Below are 21,042 nucleotides of genomic sequence, written 5' to 3'. Positions count from 1 at the left end.
GCACTACACCTGGCCTTTCTCCGTCCGGCTTCCGATCATCGCAATCCGGCCTCCGTACGTCTCTTGCAGTGTATCCGGTACAAATACTTCACTTGTCGGTCCACCTGCCACCAGTCGTCCATTGAGCAGCAGAACATGGTCGAAGTATTCCTCGACTGTCGCCAGATCATGGTGAACAACCAGTACGGTCTTGCCTTGTTTCTTCAACTGTTCCAAAAGCGAAATGATCGCTTTCTCTGTGGTGGCATCCACACCTGCAAACGGCTCATCCATGAAATACAGATCTGCGTCTTGCACGAGTGCCCGCGCCAGAAAGACACGTTGCTGCTGTCCACCGGACAGCTGACTGATCTGGCGGTACATGTAATCGCCCATGCCGACTTGCTCCAGGCAGTGTGCCGCCAGGTCCCGCTCCTTTTTCCCCGGACGACGGAACCAGCCCAGATGACCATACCGTCCCATCATCACCACATCAAGCGCATGCGTAGGGAAATCCCAGTCCACCGATTCCCGTTGGGGCACATAACCGATGCGGCGACGTTGTTCCCTGTACGATTGTCCGAAGATCCGTACCTCTCCATGCATCTTCGGTACCAGTCCCAGAACGGCTTTGATCAGGGTCGATTTCCCTGCACCATTCGGTCCGAGTATTCCGATGAGTTGTCCTTCAGGGATGTCGAAGGATACGCTGCTAAGCACCGGCTTTTTGTGATACGCAACAGCCAGATCCCTCACACTAAGAGGAGCCGATGTTGGCTGCGTTCCCTGCAAGTGACTATTGTTCAGTTTCGTAGGAGTTTGTTTCAATAAAGTTGTATCTTCCATAATCCTGTAACTCCTCTCTTCTTGTGATTCATTATTTCAGTGCTTCTACAATCGTCTCAACATTGTGGCGAATCATACCGATGTATGTGCCTTCTTCCGTCCCCTCAGCCCCCATGGCATCCGAGAACAGTTCTCCACCAATGTTGACCGTATGTCCTTTTTGAGCTGCTCCGGCAATGATGGCTTCCATCGCTTTTGCAGGTACACTCGATTCAACAAATACTGCTTTGATATGGTTATCTACGAGATAATCCCGCAGTTCGCTAACATCTTTTGCACCATATTCGGCTGCTGTACTGATGCCCTGAAGCCCCATCACTTTCATGCCATAAGCCTGACCGAAATATCCAAATGCATCATGCGCCGTAACCAATACCCGGCTTGCTTCCGGAATCTCCAGAATCTTCTCACGCACCTCGGCATCCAGTGCTTCGAGCTTCGCCAGATACGTCTCTGCCTGAGCCTTGTACTCTTCAGCATGGTCCGGGTCCGCCTCCACGAGCGTATCGCGTACGGCTTCTGCCGCATGCATCCAGTGGCTGACGTTAAACCAAACGTGTGGATCATATTCGGTGCCGCCTGTATCTTTGCCTGAGTGTAACTCCTCGACTGGAATAGTCTCTGTAACAGCAGTAACCAGCTTGCTTGAGGACATTTTCTCCAAAATGTCTGTCATTTTGCCTTCAAGATGCAGTCCATTATAGAAAATGACTTTTGCTTGTTCCAGCTTGCGAATATCACCTTGGGATGCCTTGTACAAGTGGGGATCAACTCCCGGGCCCATTAGCCCGGTAACATCAACATATGCCCCGCCCACCTCACGTGCTACGTCAGCGATCATTCCCGTTGTAGCGGTTACTTGTAGCTTGCCACCACTGCTCGTCTCTGCATCACTGGAACATGCCGTAAGTACAACCACCAGAACCAGAGCCGCTAGCGTAATGACCCCCCTCTGAATACTCCTCATTTTCACCATTAACAATTCGACCGACCCCTTTCCCTCTCCTAAAATACTTGTCTACATCTAATTTTGTTGTACAAGGTATTAAGTTTTAATCAAGACTAATAATGTTTCCCTTGTGCAAATTTTATCCGAAGCCAAAAAAAAAGGCAAGGGATTATTTCCCCTGCCTGTCCAAATTCATATGTTGTTCACTTCATTAACCTGTTAGATGTGATGTAAAAGAGCTACATCTGCCGCGTTTCTTTTACATCACTCGTTGTCTTTTCCTTCGTCTTTCTTCCCTTTTGGCGTTCCATCGAGACCATATACTTCATCATATGCATCGAAAATTTTCCGTGCTATTGGCGAAGCACTGACTGACCCGAACCCACCTTCCGGTACAACAACAGCGACAGCAAGCTTCGGATTATCTCGTGGTGCAAAGGCAATAAATACACCATTCTCTTTTTTGTTCGGTCCGGTCCCCTGCTCTGATGTTCCTGTTTTCCGAGCATAATCGTAAGGGAAACCGTCAAATGAACTTACTTTGGTAACCATTCCTTTGTGCACTTCATTCCAGTGCGCATCGGCAAAATCAACTTCATTGAGCACTTTAGGTTTGATCTCTTTCACCACATTGCCGTCCGCGTCACGGATTTCCTTCACCAGATGTGGTTCCATCCGCTTGCCCTTATTGGCAAGCATGGTCGTGTATTGGGCGAGTTGCATGGTGGTGTACTTGGCTTGCTGCCCAAATGAGGCAAATGCCAAACGTGTTAGAGCTGATTCGTCTTTATTAGTATATTCTAGCCTACCCAGAAATTCATTAGGCAGATCTACACCAGTTGACACACCCAAGCCAAATTCCTGCATGTGTTTGTGCCAGACATCGATGCCTTTCTCTGAGCCATATTTACTTAACAAACGTTTCCCCACCATATCAATCATGAAGGCATTGGAGGATTTCTCAATCGCTCTTCTCGCCGTAATAGAACCATTATAAGCAGAATGCGAGTTCTTCACTTGTCGGCCGTCTTTCCCCAAAACCGCATATCCCTGATCATGATAGGTCTGTCCTGCTGTAAATAATCCCTCTTTCAATCCAATCAGCACACTTAGCGGCTTGATTACTGATCCAAGGAGTACAACGGATTCCGCGCGACTAGGCTTGGCATCATTCGGTGGGAACGACTCGGTGGTTCCATTCCGGAATACATATTTGATTTTGTCATAATCCCAATCGTTCGGATCATAATCTGGCATACTTGCCATAGCCACCACATTCCCCGTATCCACTTCCATGGCTACTGCGTATCCGGTAATTGCCTTGGGAAGTCTTCGCAATTCGTCCGTTATCGCCTCTTGTGCAGCCATCTGAATTTCCTTGTTAATGGTGGAGACCAGACTGTAGCCTTTTTCCGGTGGAGTTTGTTTCATCGTGCCCTCTGGCAAATTACGTGAATTAATATCTATGGATTGGTAACCGCTACGTCCACGGAGCTCTTCCTGATATTGAAATTCCAGACCATCAACTCCAACCTTTTCTTGTTGGGTATAGCGCAGTCCAGGATCACGTTCTGTTGCCTCCGCCTTGCTTATTTCTATATATTTTTTCAAGTTTTCCTGTTGACCTTTGAACTCTCTTGTATACCCAATCACCTGGACGGCAACACCATCCGGATCATATTTTCGTATGTTTTCTTCCAGTACCATGGCACCTGGATACTCCGCCTTCTTCTCCATAAAATAAGCAATTTCTTTCGTGTTTAGATCCGACTTCACTAAGCGAGGGGTATACCCATGTGCCTTCTGAGATTTGAGATCCAATCGTGTGATAATCTCTTCCGCATCCGGCTGCTCTTTGTCCCCTGGATTAAACTGCTTAAACACAGCCGCCAGATCATGAGCCAGTTCCTCTGCTTCCTGTCTACGTTCATCATTCCGATAATCCTCATACAACAACACATAGAGGGACTGTACAGGTTCGGAATAAGCGAGCGCGACTTCCCCTGTCGCATCATAGATGGGACCACGAACAGGTGCGAGTGGAATGTCTTTGGTATTACGACTCGTTTCCATATACGTCAGTTCAGGACCCTCCACAAACTGCACAAAGGCTAATCTGAAAATAAGGATACTGAATATGACAAATGCCGCGAAAAAAAACAGATTCAGCCTTGCGGTGGAAGGCTTGTTGACGGGTGTATCTTCCTCAGTCATGGGTTTCTTCCTCAATCGGTTAAACATGTTTTAAGCCTCTCCCGTTCCTTTATAAAAATAAAATATTTAATCCGTCTTGTGAACGTGTTCAATCCGATATTTAATCCTTTCTCATACAAGTCTACCAAAGGTTAGCTGTCACGTCTTTCAATATTTGGTTACATTTTCGTAAACAGAACCGTTACACTACCCAATCTACCGATTCCAATGTAAACACTGACATATCAACGTTATCCCGTTCTCCGGATCGCGTTTACCCTTCCCTTATATAAACGTGGTACAGCTCATATGGTTACATATTAATGCAACTAATTAGTTCACTCTTACGATCCATTCTCCACGCAAAAACAAAAAAGAGGACCCACGAAGGGTCCCCTCTGTAACCAATGCCTCACATTACTGTGTGCCTGATTCCGAATCTGAATCTTTATTTTGGTCTTTCTTCGGTACACCGTCGAGACCGAATTCCTCGTCATAGGCATCGAAGATCGCACGTGCAACCGGAGCCGCACTGCTCGATCCAAAGCCCCCTTCGGGGATAACCACAGCGACAGCAAGCTTTGGATTATTACGTGGTGCATAGGCGATAAATACACCGTTATCCACCAGTTTACCGCCTACTACCTGTGTAGATGTTCCTGTTTTTCTAGCAAAGTCATAAGGGAATCCGCTAAATGCAGATACCTCGGTTGCCATGCCTCGTTGTACTTCATTCCAGTAGGCATCGTTAAACTCCACCGTGCTGAGTACCTTCGGTTTTACTTTCTCGACCACGTTGCCTTCCGAATCCCGGAACTCTCTAACCAGTTGTGGCTCCATCCGCTTTCCTTTGTTCGCCAGCATTGTCGTGTACTGTGCTAACTGCATGGTTGTGTATTTTCCCTGCTGTCCAAAGGAACCATACACGAGACGAGTCAGCGAACTTTCCGTGTCGTTCATGTAATCCCGTATACCCAGGAATTCATTCGGCAGATCAACCCCTGTTGATACCCCAAGGCCGAACTGCTTCATGTATTCATCCCATTTGTCAATTCCGGTCGCACCGTATTTTGAGTACATCTTCTTCCCAATCTCATCAATCATGAATACGTTCGAGGAATGACGAATCGCATCACGAGGATACATTGCACCATACACATGCCCTGATGAGTTCTGCACTCTGCGGTTGTCCCCACCAAAGGTCGTTGAACCTCTATCCGAATAAACCGTATTGGTAGTGAAGAAACCTTCTTTCAAACCGATCAAGACACTAAGCGGTTTGATGGTGGAGCCGAGTAGCACGATCGATTCAGCTCGCTTTTTAGAGTCATCCGGAGGGAATGAACGAATCGTACCATTTTGATACACATATTTAATATCATCATACTGATCATTTGTGATACTACCTGTTCTCCAGATGTTGGTATCATAATCTGGCATACTGGCAGCAGATACGATTTTCCCGGTATCCACTTCCATTGCAACTGCAAATCCGGTCTTGGCATTCGGATGTAATCGACCGGAAACCTGATTCCGATGAAGCCAACTCAACTGATCCAGAATGGCCTGTTCTGTTTTCACCTGAACGTTCTTGTTAATGCTGGAAATCAGGTCGTACCCTTTCTGCGGCGGGGTAGAACCTGCTACACCTTCAGGCAAATTACGCAAATCGACATCAACGGATGTATATCCGCTTTTGCCGCGGAGAGCATCCTGATATTGCAGTTCCAGCCCATCAAAGCCTACAAATTCATTCTCCGTATACACCAGGCCCGGATCCGTTTGCGTTTTATTGGCCTCGTCCACCTCTTTGTATTTATTCAAGGACTTCGAGCTTCTGAACTTCTTCAGATAACCGATGGTCTGAACCGCTACCGTATCCGGATCGTAGAATCGTACACTCTCCTCGACGATCTGAATACCTTTGAACTCGTCCTTATGTTGCAGGAAATAAGCTACCTCTTCCTCGGACAGATCACTCTTGATCAGACGCGGCATAAAACCGTTCGCTTTACGGGAGTTCAAGTCCATCTCTTCAATTATTTTCTCCACCGTAAGTGACTCTGAATCCTTCAGCTTGTACTGTTCAAACACATCATGCAACCGGGTTGCAATATCCTGCACTTCCCCTATGTTAGGACTCGGTTTCCCATCAACATCCCCATAGTTTTTATACAGTGTCAGGTAGAGAGACTGAATGGGCTTGGAGTAAGCCAATTTCACCTCACCTGTGGAATCATAGATCGTGCCTCGCACAGGAGGAAGCGGTACATCCTTGGTAATGTTACTTGCTTCTTCCTGACTGAGTTCAGGCCCTTCCACGAATTGCAAAAAGGCCAAGCGTACAATAATAACGCTAAAAATAACAAAGGAAGCGAAGAAAAATACGTTCATTCGGTAACTAAAGCGCCGTTTGTCTGTAAGTTCATCCTTCTCATTGGAATGCTTTTTCATCCATCCTACCTCTTTCATGACTTGATGCATACCGCTCAAACTGATTCTTCGCGGCATGATAACCTGGCAACGTCGTCATATTCCGGACCCATGTCCGTTGTAATGTTAAGCTGATTGATCCTTTAGATGGGTGTCGGCAAAATTCGGAGGATTAAACCAGTCTCCACTGATCGCCCATGTCGGGTCAAGCGGAACCCAGCTCTCGGAATCACTCAAATACACCTCATTCCACGCATGCGGACCGTACCCTCCCTGGCCGTTATAACCAAGTCCTGTAACAACTTTGACTTCAAGTCCTTGTGAACGGGCCATCACGGCATAGAGACGGGCATAATCAATACATACGCCTTTGCGTGTATCAAATGTATTCTGTGGATTTTGTTCATGCCATATGCCCTTTTGCTCATAGTCATCCACTTTACCATAGTCATACTGAATACGTGAACCTACCCAGTCGTATAGCGCTCTTGCTTTGGCTTCATCTGTCGATTGGCCTTTGACAATCTCACTCGCTGCAGATTCAATATCCGTCGGAATATTGTGGTCGATGACTTCATATTTGCGTTGCAGGATGCCGCCCAGTTCCTTCTGCACAGCCTGCGTAAAGACGGGTAGCTTGTCCTTGATAAACGTGCCGGACAACGGTTCGATAACCGATTTGGCCCCTTGCATATAGATCGGAGATGCTTCCACATATCGGCTGAACATGCTCCCAGGGTAAAGACTGACAATCATGAACAAAACTGCGATGACAATCATTCCGCGGACGGAGCCTATGATCGTCCCAATAAATGCACCCGTCAACCGACTAAACATACCTTTTGGCGCACTTTCCTCGGCTGACCTCTGCCTGCTGCTAAAAATAAATGAAGAGAGAAACCCGAGAATCAGTCGGATGAGTCCATAGCTAAGTACAAATAATACAGCGAACCGCATCAGCGGAAAATCTGCAATTGCCGTAACCAACGTATAATACATCTGTTCCCATCGGTTCAACTCACGGTTAGGCATGGCTGAAGCATACTCAGACAGCCACTGCTGTACATATGGCGCAAGCCACAACGTTAAACCGATCGACAACAGAATACCGATGACCGCCATAATGCCATCCATCAGGAATCCAAAGAGTCTGCCTGCTGAACGCGAAGCCCCTCTGGACCAACCCTGCAATAATGAAGCAGCCACAATCAGCAACAGCATAATCGTGATGCCATTCAATTCCTTCAGGCTGTCCAGCCAATTCTGCAGCACGTACCGATTCCCCCTTTACTACGATGCTGGTGCTGTTTTGTTCTCCTGTGCCTGTTCGACAAACGTACGTATAGTTTCATTGTCGAGTTTCCATTCGCCAAGTGAAATTCCGCGGAAGGTCACATCAACTTTATCCGATTGAGTTATGCCCTTAATCTCCACATTGGGACTTGTGATGGTGAACGCTCCATCCTGTCCTTTGACGTATTTCGCTTTGGAAGCCTCCTTCAGCATCATGCTGGTTGCTTCCTTCTTCAATGTGTCCATCGTGCTGGATTGTACGTCTGTCACTGTCTGTTTGATCTGATCAATGGAGATGCCGCTGTATATCAGTAGAGCCGCAATAATGATGATAGCAATCGCCCATTTCAATACGGTTTTGACCACATTCAGAACAAAGAACAATATGATCAATGCAACCACGATCACCAGCCAGTTCTGCATCAGAAACTCTTTGATTACTTCTATGTTCATGACTACACCTTCCGTATTAGGATTCATTCGTAACACTCCCGAATATTATACATGATTTCCGAAGCTGCTGTCAGCTAAGCCCTCTCCCTTAAAAATAAACGGTCTAAGTTCGTCCCGCCGGGCGTACAAGTAGTACCATGAGGTTCTGCTGGCGAACGGGAACACGTTCAAGACCTGTAATTGGAACATGCATCGCTTAACAAGGAGGGGCTTATGTGAAAACGGCCATCTGGCTATACCTGTTTTTGTTCCTTGCCGTATTTGATTTGCATGCCCAGTATCCCATTCTGACTCCTTTTGCCATCTCGCTGGGAGCCGCCCCTACTTTCATTGGCTGGATGATGGGCATCTATTCCTTAACGCATCTTCCTGGCAATCTGATTGCTGGAACACAAATCGATAAACATGGGAGTCGCCGCTACATTGTATTCAGTCTGCTCGGTGCAGGATTCATCCTGCTCTTACAAGCCTATGTCCAGACACCGTGGCAACTGCTGGCGCTGCGTTCCATTAGCGGTTTTGTGCTTGCCTTCCTGTCTCCTGCATGTCTCGCCCTGCTTGCACAGTTATCCAGCGATCCGGTGAAACAGGGGAAGTATATGTCGGGTCACGGGGTAGTACATACCCTCGCCTCTGTGATATCGCCAGCAGCGGGTGCGATCATTGTGGGTTCCATGGGATTCTCTGCTACATTCTCAGGCTTGGGCTATCTGCTTATTCTCACAGGTGTCATTGCTTTCATGACGATGCCCCGCGGCATCATCAAGCAGCAGGAGAGAGTAACTGAACCTGCCAAAGCTGACGTTTCACCAGCAGATGCCACAAGTGCTTTCCTGCCAGTGTCCTGGCGATACTTTGCCTTGCCTCTGGTGATTGCCTGTGCCCAAGGTATTCTCTTCTTCGAATTACCCCTGCGGGGAGGAGGACAATCGTCCATCATGTCTACCGGACTGCTGTTCTCTGTTATCAGTATTGGGGCACTCTTCACACTCAGTATGTTATTTCTCAACCGGTATTCCCCCAAGCTGCGTCTGGTTGCGGGCGTGCTGTTAATGTCCTTGTGTTTTTTTGTGATGGCAGCCATTCCGCAAGTTCCGTTGACCACCGTATTATTTGTACTCGGGATGTCCAAAGGCATTATCTTTCCAGCTATGGCAACCCTATTTATCCGTCTGAGCGGAGGCAGCAAGTTGGGCCGCATTTTCTCGCTGCAATCCATTGCCACCTCCATCGGCTCTTTCATCGGCCCCATCACAGCCGGACAGCTTCGTGTCGGGTTATCACCCTATTTCATCGCGTTTCTTTTGTTAATGATTGGTATGCTACTGCTTCCATACTATACATCCAGACGCGAAGCATCCCTGTCCGACCCGAAAAGTATATTGAATTAAATTTCGATCAGTCACTGTGTCCTTACTGTTATCACAGCAATTAGGCCAGTATTTTCATTAGCTTTGCATCATTCCCCCATTTACAGCTAAACTATATAAAATGGACTGATGTTTTACACGTTGATAAAAGCTAACTGGGAAATCTATCTTTAACAATCGCCGAAGGTTTTATCTTATTGAAGATCATTAAGGTTGAACAATTAGCCAAAAGTAGTGAAGGGGACGGAATCGATTTTGAAGAAGCGGTAGCGTTCGCCTTTGTCTCCAAATATTAACTTTATAAAAGTAAATCAGAAATATATGGGGACAACAGCGATCGGAAGAACGATCCGTAACCGGAACGGCCACTGCAAGCTATTACTGACCTAATGATGCACATAAAATAAGATTTCAGAGAATTGTCTTGATGGGTTGTTCTATCCAGTTAGAAATCGTGTAAAGAAAGGAGTCCATTTTATATAATCAGTCGATTTTCGCTGCAACATTTCCCGGGGAATGTCGACATAAGCTCTCGAACAAGAGGTGAATATCATGCCTATTCATGTCATTGTGGAAGGTAAGAATGACCGAAGCAAACTGAAACGTCTGGTTGGACCCGAAATCAACATTCTATGTACGTTTGGAACACTTAATTCCCTCAAGTTGGAGACCCTGCGCAAGCAAGTCGGTTACGATGAAGTCTTTTTATTTATGGATAATGACAGTTCCGGCAAAAAAATAAGAGGTGTGCTTCGGGATGCTTTCCCGGATGCAGTACAGATGTATACACGACGAGGATATGCGGGTGTGGAAGGAACACCTGATGAGTATATCATTGCCCAGCTGGAGAAAGCCGGGTTAGAGACGTACATCCAATACCCTGAACATCCTTCCTATTAAAATGAAATACCAAAGGGCTGCCTTTGGGTTGATATCCAACCTAAAGGCAGCCTTTACAATATGAGTATCAGATGATTATTCCTTAATCAGATTGCGAATATCCTCAGCAATGACAGCTGGCACAACGTCCTCTGTATTAAATGCGTTATATACCTTGCGCAGCTGGTTGTTCTCATCCACCAGCCCGATCATGTTCATATGGGCAAAATCGTCCTTACTCTCCCCATCGATCAGGATTTGAAATGAATCTCTGGCGAACTGTTTTGTTTTGTCCATATCCCCTCGCAAGAAGTACCATCCCGAATAATCCGCATGGAAGCGGTCCGCGAACGTCTTAATCTTCTCTCTTGTGTCGACTTTGGGGTCGAATGAAATGGATACAAACGAGACATCTTTACCGAAGGTGTCGTCTTCTTTCAACAGATCCTGCACCTGGGATAACGTAAACGTCGTAATCGGGCAGACATCCGGACAACTGGTGAAATAAAAGTAGAACAAACGGACTTTCCCTTGGGTATCCTCCAGTGATACCGTACTGCCATCTACATTTTCCATGGAAAAGGATTGGATTTCCCGGATTTCGGGTAATTTTTCCTTACTGGCAAATACAGTGCCCCACATCAGATACACAGCCATTATCAGTGCGAGCCCGAGCAGCATCCATGTCCATTTGTACTTTTTCAGCATCTTCCTCGTCCCTTCTGTATCTTCTCTTATGAATACGCATACATATGTGTACCCAAAATCACGTTTGTTTCGTTTCATCCATCTACTGTGACATATGTATTCAAAGAAACCTACTTTTTATGAGATTCTATATTATTGTAACGGTTTAAAGGAACAATGCCCATAAATTATTTTAGCGTTGTATATCATTCGAATAGTATCGTACGTTCTCTGCCGATTTTTCTCACTGTATCCGATATAAAGTTTATCATAGGAACTGCCAAAATAGTTTGACAAAATACGTACATTTATTGGGTATGTCACAGGAAATTGTCATAACTTTGAAATTAGGGATGTTTTGCATCCTGACAAACGGATATTATACACTATATATGGGTATCACCTAGATAGAGAAGTAATTGCCTTAGAAGTCTTAGAACGATACACCACACAAAGGAGACGTTTATGGATACCTCTACACATTTTGTCATGGGGATTGGTCTAGCCGGTCTGGCTTATGTCGATCCTGTCGTCGCGGCGAGTCCCATGCTTGCAGCTGCGGTAATGGTTGGCACGATCGCCGGTTCCCAGGCCCCTGACATTGATACTGCGTTACGTCTCAAAAGCAATTCGCTTTACATTCGGAATCATCGGGGTTTGTCACACTCTCTGCCATTTCTCCTGTTATGGGTTTTGCTCATCACCGGCGTCATTGCACTGATATTCCCTGGTGTTCCTATTGGACACGTTGCCACCTGGACCGCTGTGGCCGTAGGCGTTCACGTATTCACTGATCTGTTCAACACCTATGGAACCCAAGCCGCCCGGCCTTTTACGGAACGCTGGATTGCCTGGAACATCATTCATATTTTTGATCCGTTTCTATTCACTACACATGTCATAGCTATCCTGTTATGGGCCTTTGATCTGATCGCCCCTGCTCCACTCTTCGTTACGTTGTATAGTTTGACCGGTTTATATTATATATGGCGAACGATTGCTCGTGCACAAGCGGTCAGAAAAGTCAGACGTCTCGACAACAGCCCAGAGCAGGCAAGATACATCGTCATTCCAACGATATCCTGGAACCGCTGGCATGTGGTTAAACGAGTTGAGGACGGCAGTTATGTGATCGGTAAAATGGATGGTTCTAATCTGGTATGGAGTCTGCACGCCTCGTCTTCTACTCATGCGGCCGTTGCTGCTTCACGCAAATCACCGGAAGTCAGTGCCTTCCTCTATTTCACCTCCTATGCGGTGGCAGAGGTTGAAGAACTGCCTGCCGGTTACAAGGTCCGCTGGGCGGATGTACGTTATCGACACCGGAAACAATATCCATTTGTCGCTGTGATTGTGATGGATCGGAATTTTGAAACGATTGATACTTATGTAGGCTGGTTAAGCGATGAGAAAATGGATAAAAAACTTTTATCTGCACGCCCTTGACGAAGTGAGCATGGCAAGGCACAATCAGACATAGGAACTGATACGCGAGAAAGCCCGGAGCGTTTCCGCTCCGGGCTTTCTGTTTATCCTGTTTTGTTGCTGTTGGTTAAAATAAATTATTTGCCAGACCCAGCCAGAGACTGCTCAGCGATTTGTACCAGACGTTTGGTGATATATCCACCCAAAGATCCTGTTTCACGGGAAGTGTAGTTACCATAGTAACCGTCTTGTGGGATAGTTACACCCAGTTCCTGTGCAGCCTCGATTTTCAATTGTTGCAGTGCTGAATTTGCCTGAGGTACCACCAAGTTGTTAGAACGAGATCCTTGAGCCATATTTATAATCTCCCTTCAATCTGTGTCTGTAATGTAATTGCAAGCTTGCAAGATTATTATGGCTCGTAGGCTACAGGTTATACGGAGTTTTACTAAATTTGTAGATGGAGGTTTTTCCCAATGAGTAAAGGCTTGTCTTTATGGTTCGCATTTTCTTCGATTATCTTGTTAACGGTTTCAGCAATTATGATCTCTTACTCCGGTTGGTTTGCTGCACTACTGTTTGTCCTGTCCATTGCCAACATTGGCTGGGGATTTGTAATTCGCGCCAAAAAAGAACGTCAGGAAGTTCGCTCGGCTGCTTCAGAGCCCACTTCTTGATTAGGTCATTTGATAGTTCAATAATGAACGCACAAATAAAGAGGAGTCCTTCGATAGGGCTCCTCTTTATTCATGTTAACTATTCATTGCGTGAAATGAAGATCTTTGTTCAGGACTACTGTTTACGTCTCGGAACAAATCCCATACGTTCTTTCACTGCATCCAACGTTTGAGCAGCAACTTCTTCTGCACGGCGGGCTGACGTATCCAGAACATCCGCCAATTCGCCAGACTCACGAATCTCATTATATCGTTGTTGGAGCGGTTCAATCACAGATACAACCACTTCAGCCAGTTCCTTTTTGAACGGACCGTACATCTTGCCTTCATAACGCTCAGCTACTTCCTTAAGCGTCATACCTGCACATTCAGCATAGATACTCATCAGATTGCTAACTTCCGGTTTGTTTGCCGGATCATATACAACTTCACGTCCCGAATCTGTAGTGGCACGGCTGATTTTTTTGCGAATCACATCCGGCGGATCCAGCAGGGCAATATAGCTGCCAGCATTAGGGTTACTTTTGCTCATCTTCGAAGAGGCATCATCAAGTGACATTACCCGAGCACCCACCTGCGGAATATACGGATCTGGGATGGTGAAGTACTCCCCATAACGGTGGTTAAAACGTCCTGCCAGATCACGTGTCAGTTCCAGATGCTGCTTCTGGTCCTCACCTACGGGTACAAGGTCAGCATTGTATAACAAAATATCAGCCGCCATTAATGATGGATACACAAACAGTCCGGCACCAACGGAATCTTTACCGGATGATTTATCCTTAAACTGAGTCATGCGTTCAAGCTCACCCATGGAGGTCAGCGTTGTCATCAACCAGCCCAATTCCGCGTGCTGCGGTACATGGGATTGCAGAAATACGTTAGATTTCGACGGATCAATACCTGCTGCAATAAACAGTGCGGCTACCGCTTCAGACTGTTCACGCAATGCGGCTGGCTCCTGAGCCACGGTGATAGCATGCAGATCAACCACCATGAAATGACATTGATAGTCATGCTGGAGTTTTACAAAATTTTTGATTGCACCAATATAGTTGCCCAATGTGAGCTTACCGCTTGGCTGAATACCTGAAAGTACTGTTTTCATTACACATAACGCCTCCCTGATTGTATATAAAAAAAACTCCTGCCATTCTCTGCGAACGCAAAAAGGCCCCACATCCGCAAGGGACGTGAGACCGTGGTGCCACCCTTATTCGCTTTTCTTCGATTGCTCCTGACCCTGAATCAAGTCAAGCCGAAGAAATGCCTTCATTGTTCCGTAACGTGGATTATACGGCAGACTCTAGTGGGGCAAGCCCATCTCTGGCTTAACCTGTTCAAACCTACACTCAAGGGTCCATTCGGTAAAGAGCTCACACCGGTTCGCATCAACCACCGGCTTTCTGAAGAGGATTCTCTTGGCCTACTTATCCCTGTCATCGATTTCATGTCATTCAATTCTAATAAATGCTTTTAGAGTTCCATCTTAATGCGCACAGGCGTGAATGTCAAAATGAGTTGAACTTTTTTACCCGAGACATCAAAATCTGTTATGATGGAATTGCTTATCCTGTTGCCTGCTTCACACGAAATAGCGCAGGAAATCGCTGGCATGTACACAACGACACGCCTGCAGCAGTAGCTTCATCACAACTGCTTGCAGACAGATTTCAAGTGGGAAAAGGAGCATCGATATGAAACAAGTGACCAAAGGCCAATGGAATGGTTACGACACGTATATCCTACATAGCCGTGAATTGGAAATCACCCTGCTGCCGCGTCTTGGAAATAATATTATTTCTATTCGCGATTTAGTGCAGGACAGAGATGTCGTCCGCCGTCCGGATGAAGACGATCTTGCCTTTTATCTGCAGAAGCCGTACCATTTTGGCGTTCCTCTCCTGATTCCACCAGGGCGCATTCATCGTGGACAATTCGAATATGAAGGCGTTCGTTACCAGTTTGATCAGAACACGGCGAATGACAACCATATTCACGGTCTCCACCGTACCCAATCCTGGTGTGTCAGTGACATTGAGGAAGATGAAGACGGCTGTGCAATTACGACTGAATTACTGACCGAAAATGAAGAGCATTGGATGGCTCAATTCCCGATTCCCCTGAAACTTGAGATGACGTTCAGTCTGCATAACGCTGTATTTAGCCAGCGTCTGCGAGTCACCAATCTGAGCTCAATGCCTGCTCCTTTTGGGATGGGATATCATACATGGTTTTTGTTAGACGGCAAACCTGCCGACTGGACACTGCAACTGCCTGTTTCCGGAATATACGGACAGAATGAAGAACAACTACCGACAGGTGAACTGGAATCTCTGGGTGAATGGTCTGCTCTTAACGAAGGCATCAATATGCAGGGACGTAACTGGGATACCCTGTTGAAAGCTACCGAAGGTGAACCGGCTACGGCTTACTTACGCAGGCAAGATGGATATACATTGAAATATTCAGCAGATGAAGCATTTTTCAAACATTGGGTTCTTTTTACCAAAGGTGAATCCGATCAGTTCTTGTGCATTGAACCGTACACTTGGCTCCCGGATGCACCTAATTTGGCTTTATCGGATGAACAAACCGGGTTGATTCGCTTGGAACCAGAACAGCCTGTTGAGTTATTTACACGTATTGAGGTTATACCTCCTACAGACTAAGCGAGCTGATCATCCTCTATTTTGCTTTTACGCAAATCACCATATATTTTGATATCCAAATACAACTTGTCGACCCGCATTGGGTCGGCTTTTTTATGTGTCCTGTGCACTGATAGTTATCCATATTTTCCCTTACGCCATATCATGTATATTTCCTTATTCTCTAACCATACTAACATCACCAACCCATAAGGAGGTGACACATATGTACGGAAGTCAAAACCAAGGTAGCGGTAGCCGCTCCAACAACCTGGTCGTTCCCCAAGCAACAGCAGCATTGCAACAATTGAAAATGGAAGCTGCTCAAGAGCTGGGTGTAACTATTCCACAAGATGGTTACTACGGTAACTATACTTCCCGTGAGACAGGTTCTCTGGGTGGATACATTACTAAACGTCTGGTGCAAATCGCTGAGCAGCAATTATCGGGTCGTTCGTAAGCTCGTAATTATTGCTTGAGCCTAAGCAGAATCCAAAAGTAAAAGCGGCCTTCTTCGGAAGTGCCGCTTTCTCTTGTGCAACTAATTTATGAGGTCGACTCCATATCTGAATCCTTGTATGTATTGGTTCTAGGGTAACGAATCATCAGGCTCGCCATATTGTAATTAGACTCCATTGTTGCATCTACCAAAATCATACCTTGTCTTACTGTGAAGTCGTACGATATTTCGCCATGTGTCCAATTGCGTTTGAATTTCAACGTCTCGAGTGCCATTGCCCGGAAAGAAGTTCTCTGGGTTTCGTTTAGCCCCCCTTCCTCCACATCCATCTGCCCATCTCGTCCAGCTATCGGATTATGTCGAATACCGAATTTCCCAATTACGTTGTTTCGTATTTGCACAAAAACTACTCCTGAATCTAACCCAGATAACTCATTATCAAGTTCTTTGAACACCAGATCCAACTGCCTCGCTAATGAAAGCTCATCAATTTTCATATTAACACTCTCCTTATATGCTTATAGTCCTATACATCAAGGACTTACGACTCATTATATGACATCATATGTGCTGATTCAACAAACAACGGCAAAGTTGGGTATTTCTAACTATGATTTGCACAATTAATTGCCATTCTACTCCCTTAAACTGAGCTTTTTCACTTAATTACGACAAAATCTTTGAGAATCAAAAGTGAGGATTCTGTACAAAAAAAGGCTGCAATCCTGTGTCTGTTAACACGGAATTGCAGCCTTTTCATATATATTCAACCTATTCTATTCAACCTATTTTTTGGTTGCTGTCATCTGCAGAAACTGCTCAATATCGGCAATAACCAAGTCCGCAGCATTTTGCCAGAATTCCGGTTGTGTCAGGTCCGTACCCAGATGTTTCTGAGCAAGTTCTTCGACCGTCATACGCCCAGTATCCCGCAACAAATCATCGTATTTATCTGCAAATGCTGTACCTTCCTGCTGCGCTCTTGCATAGATTCCCGCACTGAACATATAACCAAACGTGTATGGGAAGTTATAGAATGGCACACCTGTCAGATAGAAATGCAGCTTGGATGCCCAGAAATGAGGATGATCTGATGCAAGTACACCGCAGAACGCTTCCTGCTGCGCCTCCACCATTAATTTGGATAATTCATCCGCGTTGACCAGACCCTTTTTGCGTTGTTCATAGAAACGATTCTCAAACAGGAACCGGGCATGGATGTTCATAAAGAAAGCCACACTTCGCTGTATCTTGTCTTCCAGCAAAGCCAGCTTCTCTTGCTCATCTGTTGCCGCCTGCACCAGGGCATCTGCTACAATCAGTTCAGCAAACGTGGATGCTGTCTCAGCCACATTCATCGCATAACGTTGATTCAATGCAGGCAACTCTTCCATAATGTGTTGATGATATCCATGACCAAGTTCATGCGCAAGAGTCGACACATTAGATGGTGTCCCGGAGAAGGTCATGAAAATCCGGGTTGCTTTGCTAAGAGGCAAAGACGTACAGAATCCACCTGGACGCTTGCCAGGACGGTCTTCTGCTTCGATCCAGCGTTTCTCAAAAGCCATCTCTGCAAACGAGGAAAGTTTAGGACTGAACTTGGCAAACTGTTCAACAATATTGATGGCTGCATCATCGTAAGTGATTTTGCCACTCGATTTACCTACAGGTGCATCTACGTCGCTCCAGCTGAGCTTGACTACCCCCAGCAGTTCTGCCTTGCGCTCCAGATATTGAACAAGCGCAGGTTTGGCACCGTTAATCACATCCCACATCGTATCCAGTGTCTGACGTGACATCCGGTTGATGGCCAGAGGTTCTTTGAGGATATCATCCCAGCCACGTTTCTCATATAACTTCAGACGGAATCCCGCGAGGTGATTCAGCGTGTCAGCACAGAAATCTTCGACATCAGTCCAAGCTTGCTCCCAGTTTGCGAATACCGTCTCGCGTACATTCCGATCACTATCGCTCAGCTTGTTGGCAGCCTGTCCTGCGGAGAGCATCACCGTTTCCCCATCTTGCTCAAATGGAATGTTCACCTTGCTGACAATCGTGTTATAGAATTTGCCCCAACCATGGTAACCATCTACACCCAGATCCAATGCAAGGCCTTCCAGTTCAGGCGACATCTTCTCACGAGCCAACGTGCGACTCTCGTTCAGTACAAATGCCAGCGGCTGGATATCTTCCCGAGCAATCCAAGCGTCCCACACCGAATCCGATGTCTGACTGAGTGTATTATCAAACTTCGATTTGCTGCCGTTCAGCATCGCACCAAGGGAACTGATGGCGCCTTGAAGCTGCGTTGCCTTTTTGTCCTTCTGGTTTTGCGATGAGAGGCAGGATACAAACGCAGATCCTTCCGATATGCGGATATAACAGCTTTGCAGCAGTTCCAAAATCGGATCAAATGCAGCCGTCTCTTCTAATGAAGTCGGTGCATCTGTTTCGTTCAACAGATGTTGCAGTTTACGTACATCCTCTTCCAGTTCAATCAGATACGTAGCAAATGTTTCGGAGGAAGAACCTCCACTAAAAATGGACTCCAGATCTCATACGGGGTGTAATGGCGTTTTCATTTAATAAGGCACCTCTCTCTATAAATTGGATGGTTAGGATTGAATTAAAAACTGGTTTTCTGTGAGCCATATCTCTATACTAGAGAAATACTTATAGCAACCTTCAGGAGGTAAACGTATGAAACCTTTACAAGTATCGGCTGATACAGCCGTCAAATTAGCAGAATCCCTGGGCGTACCTTTGGAGCACCTGATGCACATGCCCCAACATATCCTGATGCAGAAGATTGCGGAACTCGCCAAACAAGAAGCCTCCAAACTTTCCGAACCAGAAGGCGAACAAGAATGATTCCGTTTGAGAACAGCTGGCCTTACGATATTGTGATGGGAGACATCTATGTACAGCAATGTCCCTACTGTCACGCAAGCAACGTGCTGCTCCCCCTCAAACCCAAAGAGCTTGTGCTCATTCGCGAAGGCAAAAAGAAATTACTGGTCTTTCCCTGCTGTAATACAAGCATGACCGTGATCGACAACGACAGTGACTATTTGTTATCCAGCCGTCCTGTCCGTAACTAATGTAAGATCAACCTAGAGGGGGCTGCGCTTCGCAGCCTCTTTGTCTGTTTCCAGCATCTCTTCAGGGAGTTCCAACTTACTTGAAATCATCTGCTCACGCAGCACGGCCCACTGTTCCCTTGAAGCACGAATCATGGCCGCATCTGTGATCCGCTTGTCATGAATGACCTTGCTGAACCATTGCACTGCTTCATTAAACCGCCCTACCCTGCGGTTCAATTCCCCGAGCAAATACAACAGTTTGGCTTCATTGCCACCCGTTCCTTCACGTTCGAACACCTTCACATAGGCTTCCAGGCTAAATTCAAGAAAACGATGTTCCTGTGTATGGTCCTCCATATAACGATACAACCAAGCTATATGATGCAACAGACCAGCAACGACACGATCTTTCTCCCGGATAACCTGTGCGCACAGCAAGGCAAGCTTGTACGTTGCCAACGCCTGTTCCAGTGTTCGCGCTCCGCTATAATCACGTTTAACCCAGCGGTTACCGATCTGTTCCTTAAAAGCCTTGCGCTGAGCATCATTTAAATGCTCCGTTGCGTTCTCCGTCGTGGCAAACCCGCACTGCGGACAGATGCGAACCACATAAAAATCTGGATTCTCCAGCTTGTAGTAAGCACAAAAATCCGAATCCGTCCGGTAGGGCCTTTTCAAACTCGGTCTTACCCGTGAAGTTTCATACTCGGTTTCGCAATAATGGCAGGTCACTTTCACCTTATACAGCGGCTCTAATTCCAATCTCTTCCATCCCTCTCCCGTACGCTTGTAATCATATTCGGATCTACGGTGTATTCACAAAATGATGTGCAGGCCCGGATAAACGCTGCAGGATAAACGAATGCAGGGGCTCCTCCACACCAATCTGTGTTAAGGCTTGATCCATACATGCAAGCCACGCCTCAGCCCGTTCAACAGTCACTTCAAAGTGCATATGACGGGCACGCATCATTGGATGTCCAAACGCCTCGGAAAACAGCCCTGGTCCTCCAAAAAATTGAGACAAAAACATATACTGCTTGTCGATGACCGGCTGAATATCTTCCGGGAAAAGCGGAGCCAGCTGCTCATTCTGCTGAACGATCGGATAGAAAGCCTCGACTAATGCGCGAACACCTTTCTCACCGCCAAGATTGTCATAAATACTCAAACTGGGATTCATTCGTCTGATTCCCCTTTCTGATGTCGAATTTTGCCATATATTACACGTTCCGTGAACATTGTGAAAACAGTAACAATATCCAGGCCACAAAAGCCTTTATCTCCATTCTATCAAAAAAAACCAAAAAGTCCTATATAACATGAAATCATCAGGACATGTAACCTGCCATCTGTATATAGGACCTTATTCAAAACGTAACACAAAAAAAGCGCCAACCGCTTGGGTTGGCGCACTAGATATTTCATTAATAACTCCGCCAGTCCTCTTCCTCAGAGCGTACCAGCGAGGCACGTATCACATATACAAAAGCACAGACCAGGATTCCGGTGACAAGACTCATGATCATCACTCCATCCGAATTGAATTCCACCTTGGAGACAATTAGGTGACGTTCAGGCGTTTTTCTCATTTTAGCACACATCACTCAAAAACACAGCCACTTTTGCAAGCGCTTTCTACGTATAATTTTGTACTGTTT

At 46.1% G+C, this 21,042-nt stretch carries 22 protein-coding genes and 1 other annotated feature; of the genes, 8 read left to right on the top strand and 14 right to left on the bottom strand.

Translation table 11 applies throughout. From position 1 onward, the window contains the following. Positions 1–3 precede the first annotated feature (3 nt). From J2Z28_RS14055 to J2Z28_RS14030, 6 genes are all read right to left on the bottom strand, one after another. Positions 4–825: a metal ABC transporter ATP-binding protein gene (locus tag J2Z28_RS14055; RefSeq protein WP_235193917.1), complete on the bottom strand. Its 822-nt coding sequence runs from the start codon at positions 823–825 to the stop codon at positions 4–6. 31 nt (positions 826–856) lie between these two features. Then, the gene (locus J2Z28_RS14050; protein ID WP_280530825.1) at positions 857–1,801 is read right to left on the bottom strand and encodes a metal ABC transporter solute-binding protein, Zn/Mn family; all 945 of its coding nucleotides are present in this window, start codon (positions 1,799–1,801) and stop codon (positions 857–859) included. Positions 1,802–2,038: 237 nt separating this feature from the next. Beyond that, positions 2,039–3,988 carry a peptidoglycan D,D-transpeptidase FtsI family protein gene (locus J2Z28_RS14045; protein WP_211082957.1) on the bottom strand — a complete coding sequence of 650 codons (1,950 nt, stop codon included), beginning with the start codon at positions 3,986–3,988 and terminating at the stop codon, positions 2,039–2,041. Between the two features lie 396 nt (positions 3,989–4,384). After that, a complete protein-coding gene (locus J2Z28_RS14040) occupies positions 4,385–6,421 on the bottom strand; it encodes a peptidoglycan D,D-transpeptidase FtsI family protein (RefSeq protein ID WP_211082956.1) in 2,037 nt (678 codons plus the stop codon). 105 nt (positions 6,422–6,526) lie between these two features. Beyond that, complete coding sequence (locus J2Z28_RS14035; protein WP_211082955.1) at positions 6,527–7,672, bottom strand: transglutaminase domain-containing protein; 1,146 nt, start codon at positions 7,670–7,672, stop codon at positions 6,527–6,529. Positions 7,673–7,690: 18 nt separating this feature from the next. Further along, a complete protein-coding gene (locus tag J2Z28_RS14030; RefSeq protein WP_211082954.1) occupies positions 7,691–8,173 on the bottom strand; it encodes an ATPase in 483 nt (160 codons plus the stop codon). A 188-nt stretch (positions 8,174–8,361) separates the two neighbouring features. On the opposite strand from J2Z28_RS14030, the gene J2Z28_RS14025 reads away from it, so the two are divergent. Both J2Z28_RS14025 and J2Z28_RS14020 read left to right on the top strand, forming a co-directional pair. Further along, complete coding sequence (locus tag J2Z28_RS14025) at positions 8,362–9,537, top strand: MFS transporter (protein ID WP_211082953.1); 1,176 nt, start codon at positions 8,362–8,364, stop codon at positions 9,535–9,537. A gap of 531 nt (positions 9,538–10,068) precedes the next feature. Next, complete coding sequence (locus J2Z28_RS14020) at positions 10,069–10,416, top strand: toprim domain-containing protein (protein ID WP_036605733.1); 348 nt, start codon at positions 10,069–10,071, stop codon at positions 10,414–10,416. 75 nt (positions 10,417–10,491) lie between these two features. Here J2Z28_RS14020 and J2Z28_RS14015 read toward each other — a convergent pair whose 3' ends face one another. Further along, positions 10,492–11,103: an SCO family protein gene (locus tag J2Z28_RS14015; protein WP_017692388.1), complete on the bottom strand. Its 612-nt coding sequence runs from the start codon at positions 11,101–11,103 to the stop codon at positions 10,492–10,494. A gap of 444 nt (positions 11,104–11,547) precedes the next feature. On the opposite strand from J2Z28_RS14015, the gene J2Z28_RS14010 reads away from it, so the two are divergent. Continuing rightward, positions 11,548–12,528, top strand: a complete 981-nt coding sequence (locus J2Z28_RS14010) for a metal-dependent hydrolase (RefSeq protein ID WP_211082952.1) — start codon at positions 11,548–11,550, stop codon at positions 12,526–12,528. Positions 12,529–12,644: 116 nt separating this feature from the next. On the opposite strand, the gene J2Z28_RS14005 is transcribed toward J2Z28_RS14010, so the two are convergent. Further along, complete coding sequence (locus J2Z28_RS14005; RefSeq protein ID WP_017692386.1) at positions 12,645–12,863, bottom strand: alpha/beta-type small acid-soluble spore protein; 219 nt, start codon at positions 12,861–12,863, stop codon at positions 12,645–12,647. Positions 12,864–12,983: 120 nt separating this feature from the next. Here J2Z28_RS14005 and J2Z28_RS14000 point away from each other — a divergent pair, with 120 nt between their 5' ends. Beyond that, the gene (locus J2Z28_RS14000; RefSeq protein ID WP_017692385.1) at positions 12,984–13,184 is read left to right on the top strand and encodes a hypothetical protein; all 201 of its coding nucleotides are present in this window, start codon (positions 12,984–12,986) and stop codon (positions 13,182–13,184) included. 115 nt (positions 13,185–13,299) lie between these two features. On the opposite strand, the gene trpS is transcribed toward J2Z28_RS14000, so the two are convergent. Beyond that, a complete protein-coding gene (gene trpS / locus J2Z28_RS13995; protein WP_036605729.1) occupies positions 13,300–14,292 on the bottom strand; it encodes a tryptophan--tRNA ligase in 993 nt (330 codons plus the stop codon). A gap of 76 nt (positions 14,293–14,368) precedes the next feature. Then, positions 14,369–14,636: a binding site (T-box leader), on the bottom strand. Between the two features lie 245 nt (positions 14,637–14,881). On the opposite strand from trpS, the gene J2Z28_RS13990 reads away from it, so the two are divergent. Next, positions 14,882–15,856 (top strand): aldose 1-epimerase, encoded by a 975-nt coding sequence (locus J2Z28_RS13990; protein ID WP_211082951.1) that lies wholly within the window; start codon positions 14,882–14,884, stop codon positions 15,854–15,856. Positions 15,857–16,061: 205 nt separating this feature from the next. Beyond that, positions 16,062–16,295 (top strand): alpha/beta-type small acid-soluble spore protein, encoded by a 234-nt coding sequence (locus J2Z28_RS13985; protein ID WP_111269531.1) that lies wholly within the window; start codon positions 16,062–16,064, stop codon positions 16,293–16,295. An 86-nt stretch (positions 16,296–16,381) separates the two neighbouring features. Here J2Z28_RS13985 and J2Z28_RS13980 read toward each other — a convergent pair whose 3' ends face one another. After that, positions 16,382–16,792 carry a hypothetical protein gene (locus J2Z28_RS13980; RefSeq protein ID WP_017692381.1) on the bottom strand — a complete coding sequence of 137 codons (411 nt, stop codon included), beginning with the start codon at positions 16,790–16,792 and terminating at the stop codon, positions 16,382–16,384. Between the two features lie 288 nt (positions 16,793–17,080). Then, a complete protein-coding gene (locus J2Z28_RS13975; RefSeq protein WP_244988299.1) occupies positions 17,081–18,850 on the bottom strand; it encodes a M3 family oligoendopeptidase in 1,770 nt (589 codons plus the stop codon). A gap of 148 nt (positions 18,851–18,998) precedes the next feature. Between J2Z28_RS13975 and J2Z28_RS13970 the strand changes: the two genes are divergently transcribed. Next, positions 18,999–19,169 carry a YycC family protein gene (locus J2Z28_RS13970; RefSeq protein ID WP_211082950.1) on the top strand — a complete coding sequence of 57 codons (171 nt, stop codon included), beginning with the start codon at positions 18,999–19,001 and terminating at the stop codon, positions 19,167–19,169. Continuing rightward, the gene (locus J2Z28_RS13965) at positions 19,166–19,399 is read left to right on the top strand and encodes a hypothetical protein (RefSeq protein ID WP_017692378.1); all 234 of its coding nucleotides are present in this window, start codon (positions 19,166–19,168) and stop codon (positions 19,397–19,399) included. Before J2Z28_RS13970 ends, J2Z28_RS13965 begins: the two co-directional genes overlap by 4 nt. Before the next feature lie 12 nt (positions 19,400–19,411). On the opposite strand, the gene J2Z28_RS13960 is transcribed toward J2Z28_RS13965, so the two are convergent. The 3 genes from J2Z28_RS13960 to J2Z28_RS13950 all read right to left on the bottom strand — a co-directional run bounded on the left by J2Z28_RS13960 (position 19,412) and on the right by J2Z28_RS13950 (position 20,973). Further along, positions 19,412–20,143 carry a DUF2225 domain-containing protein gene (locus J2Z28_RS13960; protein ID WP_211082949.1) on the bottom strand — a complete coding sequence of 244 codons (732 nt, stop codon included), beginning with the start codon at positions 20,141–20,143 and terminating at the stop codon, positions 19,412–19,414. A 43-nt stretch (positions 20,144–20,186) separates the two neighbouring features. After that, a complete protein-coding gene (locus J2Z28_RS13955) occupies positions 20,187–20,564 on the bottom strand; it encodes a globin domain-containing protein (protein WP_036605723.1) in 378 nt (125 codons plus the stop codon). A 244-nt stretch (positions 20,565–20,808) separates the two neighbouring features. Next, on the bottom strand, positions 20,809–20,973 hold the full coding sequence (locus J2Z28_RS13950; RefSeq protein WP_155984997.1) for a hypothetical protein: 165 nt from the start codon (positions 20,971–20,973) through the stop codon (positions 20,809–20,811). Positions 20,974–21,042: the final 69 nt, after the last annotated feature.

The organism is Paenibacillus xylanexedens (genome assembly GCF_017874615.1).
GTDB lineage: Bacteria > Bacillota > Bacilli > Paenibacillales > Paenibacillaceae > Paenibacillus > Paenibacillus xylanexedens.
The sequence above is the reverse complement of the archived record's forward strand: the minus strand, read 5'-3'. Positions and strand labels throughout refer to the sequence as shown.

What these genes read in the sequence shown, in the direction of transcription:
- J2Z28_RS14030 (WP_211082954.1), bottom strand. Translation starts at nt 8,173, where the DNA reads ATGAATCCTAATACGGAAGGTGTAGTCATGAACATAGAAGTAATCAAA.
- J2Z28_RS13980 (WP_017692381.1), bottom strand. Translation starts at nt 16,792, where the DNA reads ATGAAAATTGATGAGCTTTCATTAGCGAGGCAGTTGGATCTGGTGTTC.
- J2Z28_RS13985 (WP_111269531.1), top strand. Translation starts at nt 16,062, where the DNA reads ATGTACGGAAGTCAAAACCAAGGTAGCGGTAGCCGCTCCAACAACCTG.
- J2Z28_RS14050 (WP_280530825.1), bottom strand. Translation starts at nt 1,801, where the DNA reads ATGGTGAAAATGAGGAGTATTCAGAGGGGGGTCATTACGCTAGCGGCT.
- J2Z28_RS13965 (WP_017692378.1), top strand. Translation starts at nt 19,166, where the DNA reads ATGATTCCGTTTGAGAACAGCTGGCCTTACGATATTGTGATGGGAGAC.
- J2Z28_RS14010 (WP_211082952.1), top strand. Translation starts at nt 11,548, where the DNA reads ATGGATACCTCTACACATTTTGTCATGGGGATTGGTCTAGCCGGTCTG.
- J2Z28_RS14000 (WP_017692385.1), top strand. Translation starts at nt 12,984, where the DNA reads ATGAGTAAAGGCTTGTCTTTATGGTTCGCATTTTCTTCGATTATCTTG.
- J2Z28_RS14015 (WP_017692388.1), bottom strand. Translation starts at nt 11,103, where the DNA reads ATGCTGAAAAAGTACAAATGGACATGGATGCTGCTCGGGCTCGCACTG.
- J2Z28_RS13990 (WP_211082951.1), top strand. Translation starts at nt 14,882, where the DNA reads ATGAAACAAGTGACCAAAGGCCAATGGAATGGTTACGACACGTATATC.
- J2Z28_RS14020 (WP_036605733.1), top strand. Translation starts at nt 10,069, where the DNA reads ATGCCTATTCATGTCATTGTGGAAGGTAAGAATGACCGAAGCAAACTG.
- J2Z28_RS14045 (WP_211082957.1), bottom strand. Translation starts at nt 3,988, where the DNA reads ATGACTGAGGAAGATACACCCGTCAACAAGCCTTCCACCGCAAGGCTG.
- J2Z28_RS13955 (WP_036605723.1), bottom strand. Translation starts at nt 20,564, where the DNA reads ATGAATCCCAGTTTGAGTATTTATGACAATCTTGGCGGTGAGAAAGGT.
- J2Z28_RS14005 (WP_017692386.1), bottom strand. Translation starts at nt 12,863, where the DNA reads ATGGCTCAAGGATCTCGTTCTAACAACTTGGTGGTACCTCAGGCAAAT.
- trpS (WP_036605729.1), bottom strand. Translation starts at nt 14,292, where the DNA reads ATGAAAACAGTACTTTCAGGTATTCAGCCAAGCGGTAAGCTCACATTG.
- J2Z28_RS13950 (WP_155984997.1), bottom strand. Translation starts at nt 20,973, where the DNA reads ATGAGAAAAACGCCTGAACGTCACCTAATTGTCTCCAAGGTGGAATTC.
- J2Z28_RS14055 (WP_235193917.1), bottom strand. Translation starts at nt 825, where the DNA reads ATGGAAGATACAACTTTATTGAAACAAACTCCTACGAAACTGAACAAT.
- J2Z28_RS13970 (WP_211082950.1), top strand. Translation starts at nt 18,999, where the DNA reads ATGAAACCTTTACAAGTATCGGCTGATACAGCCGTCAAATTAGCAGAA.
- J2Z28_RS14040 (WP_211082956.1), bottom strand. Translation starts at nt 6,421, where the DNA reads ATGAAAAAGCATTCCAATGAGAAGGATGAACTTACAGACAAACGGCGC.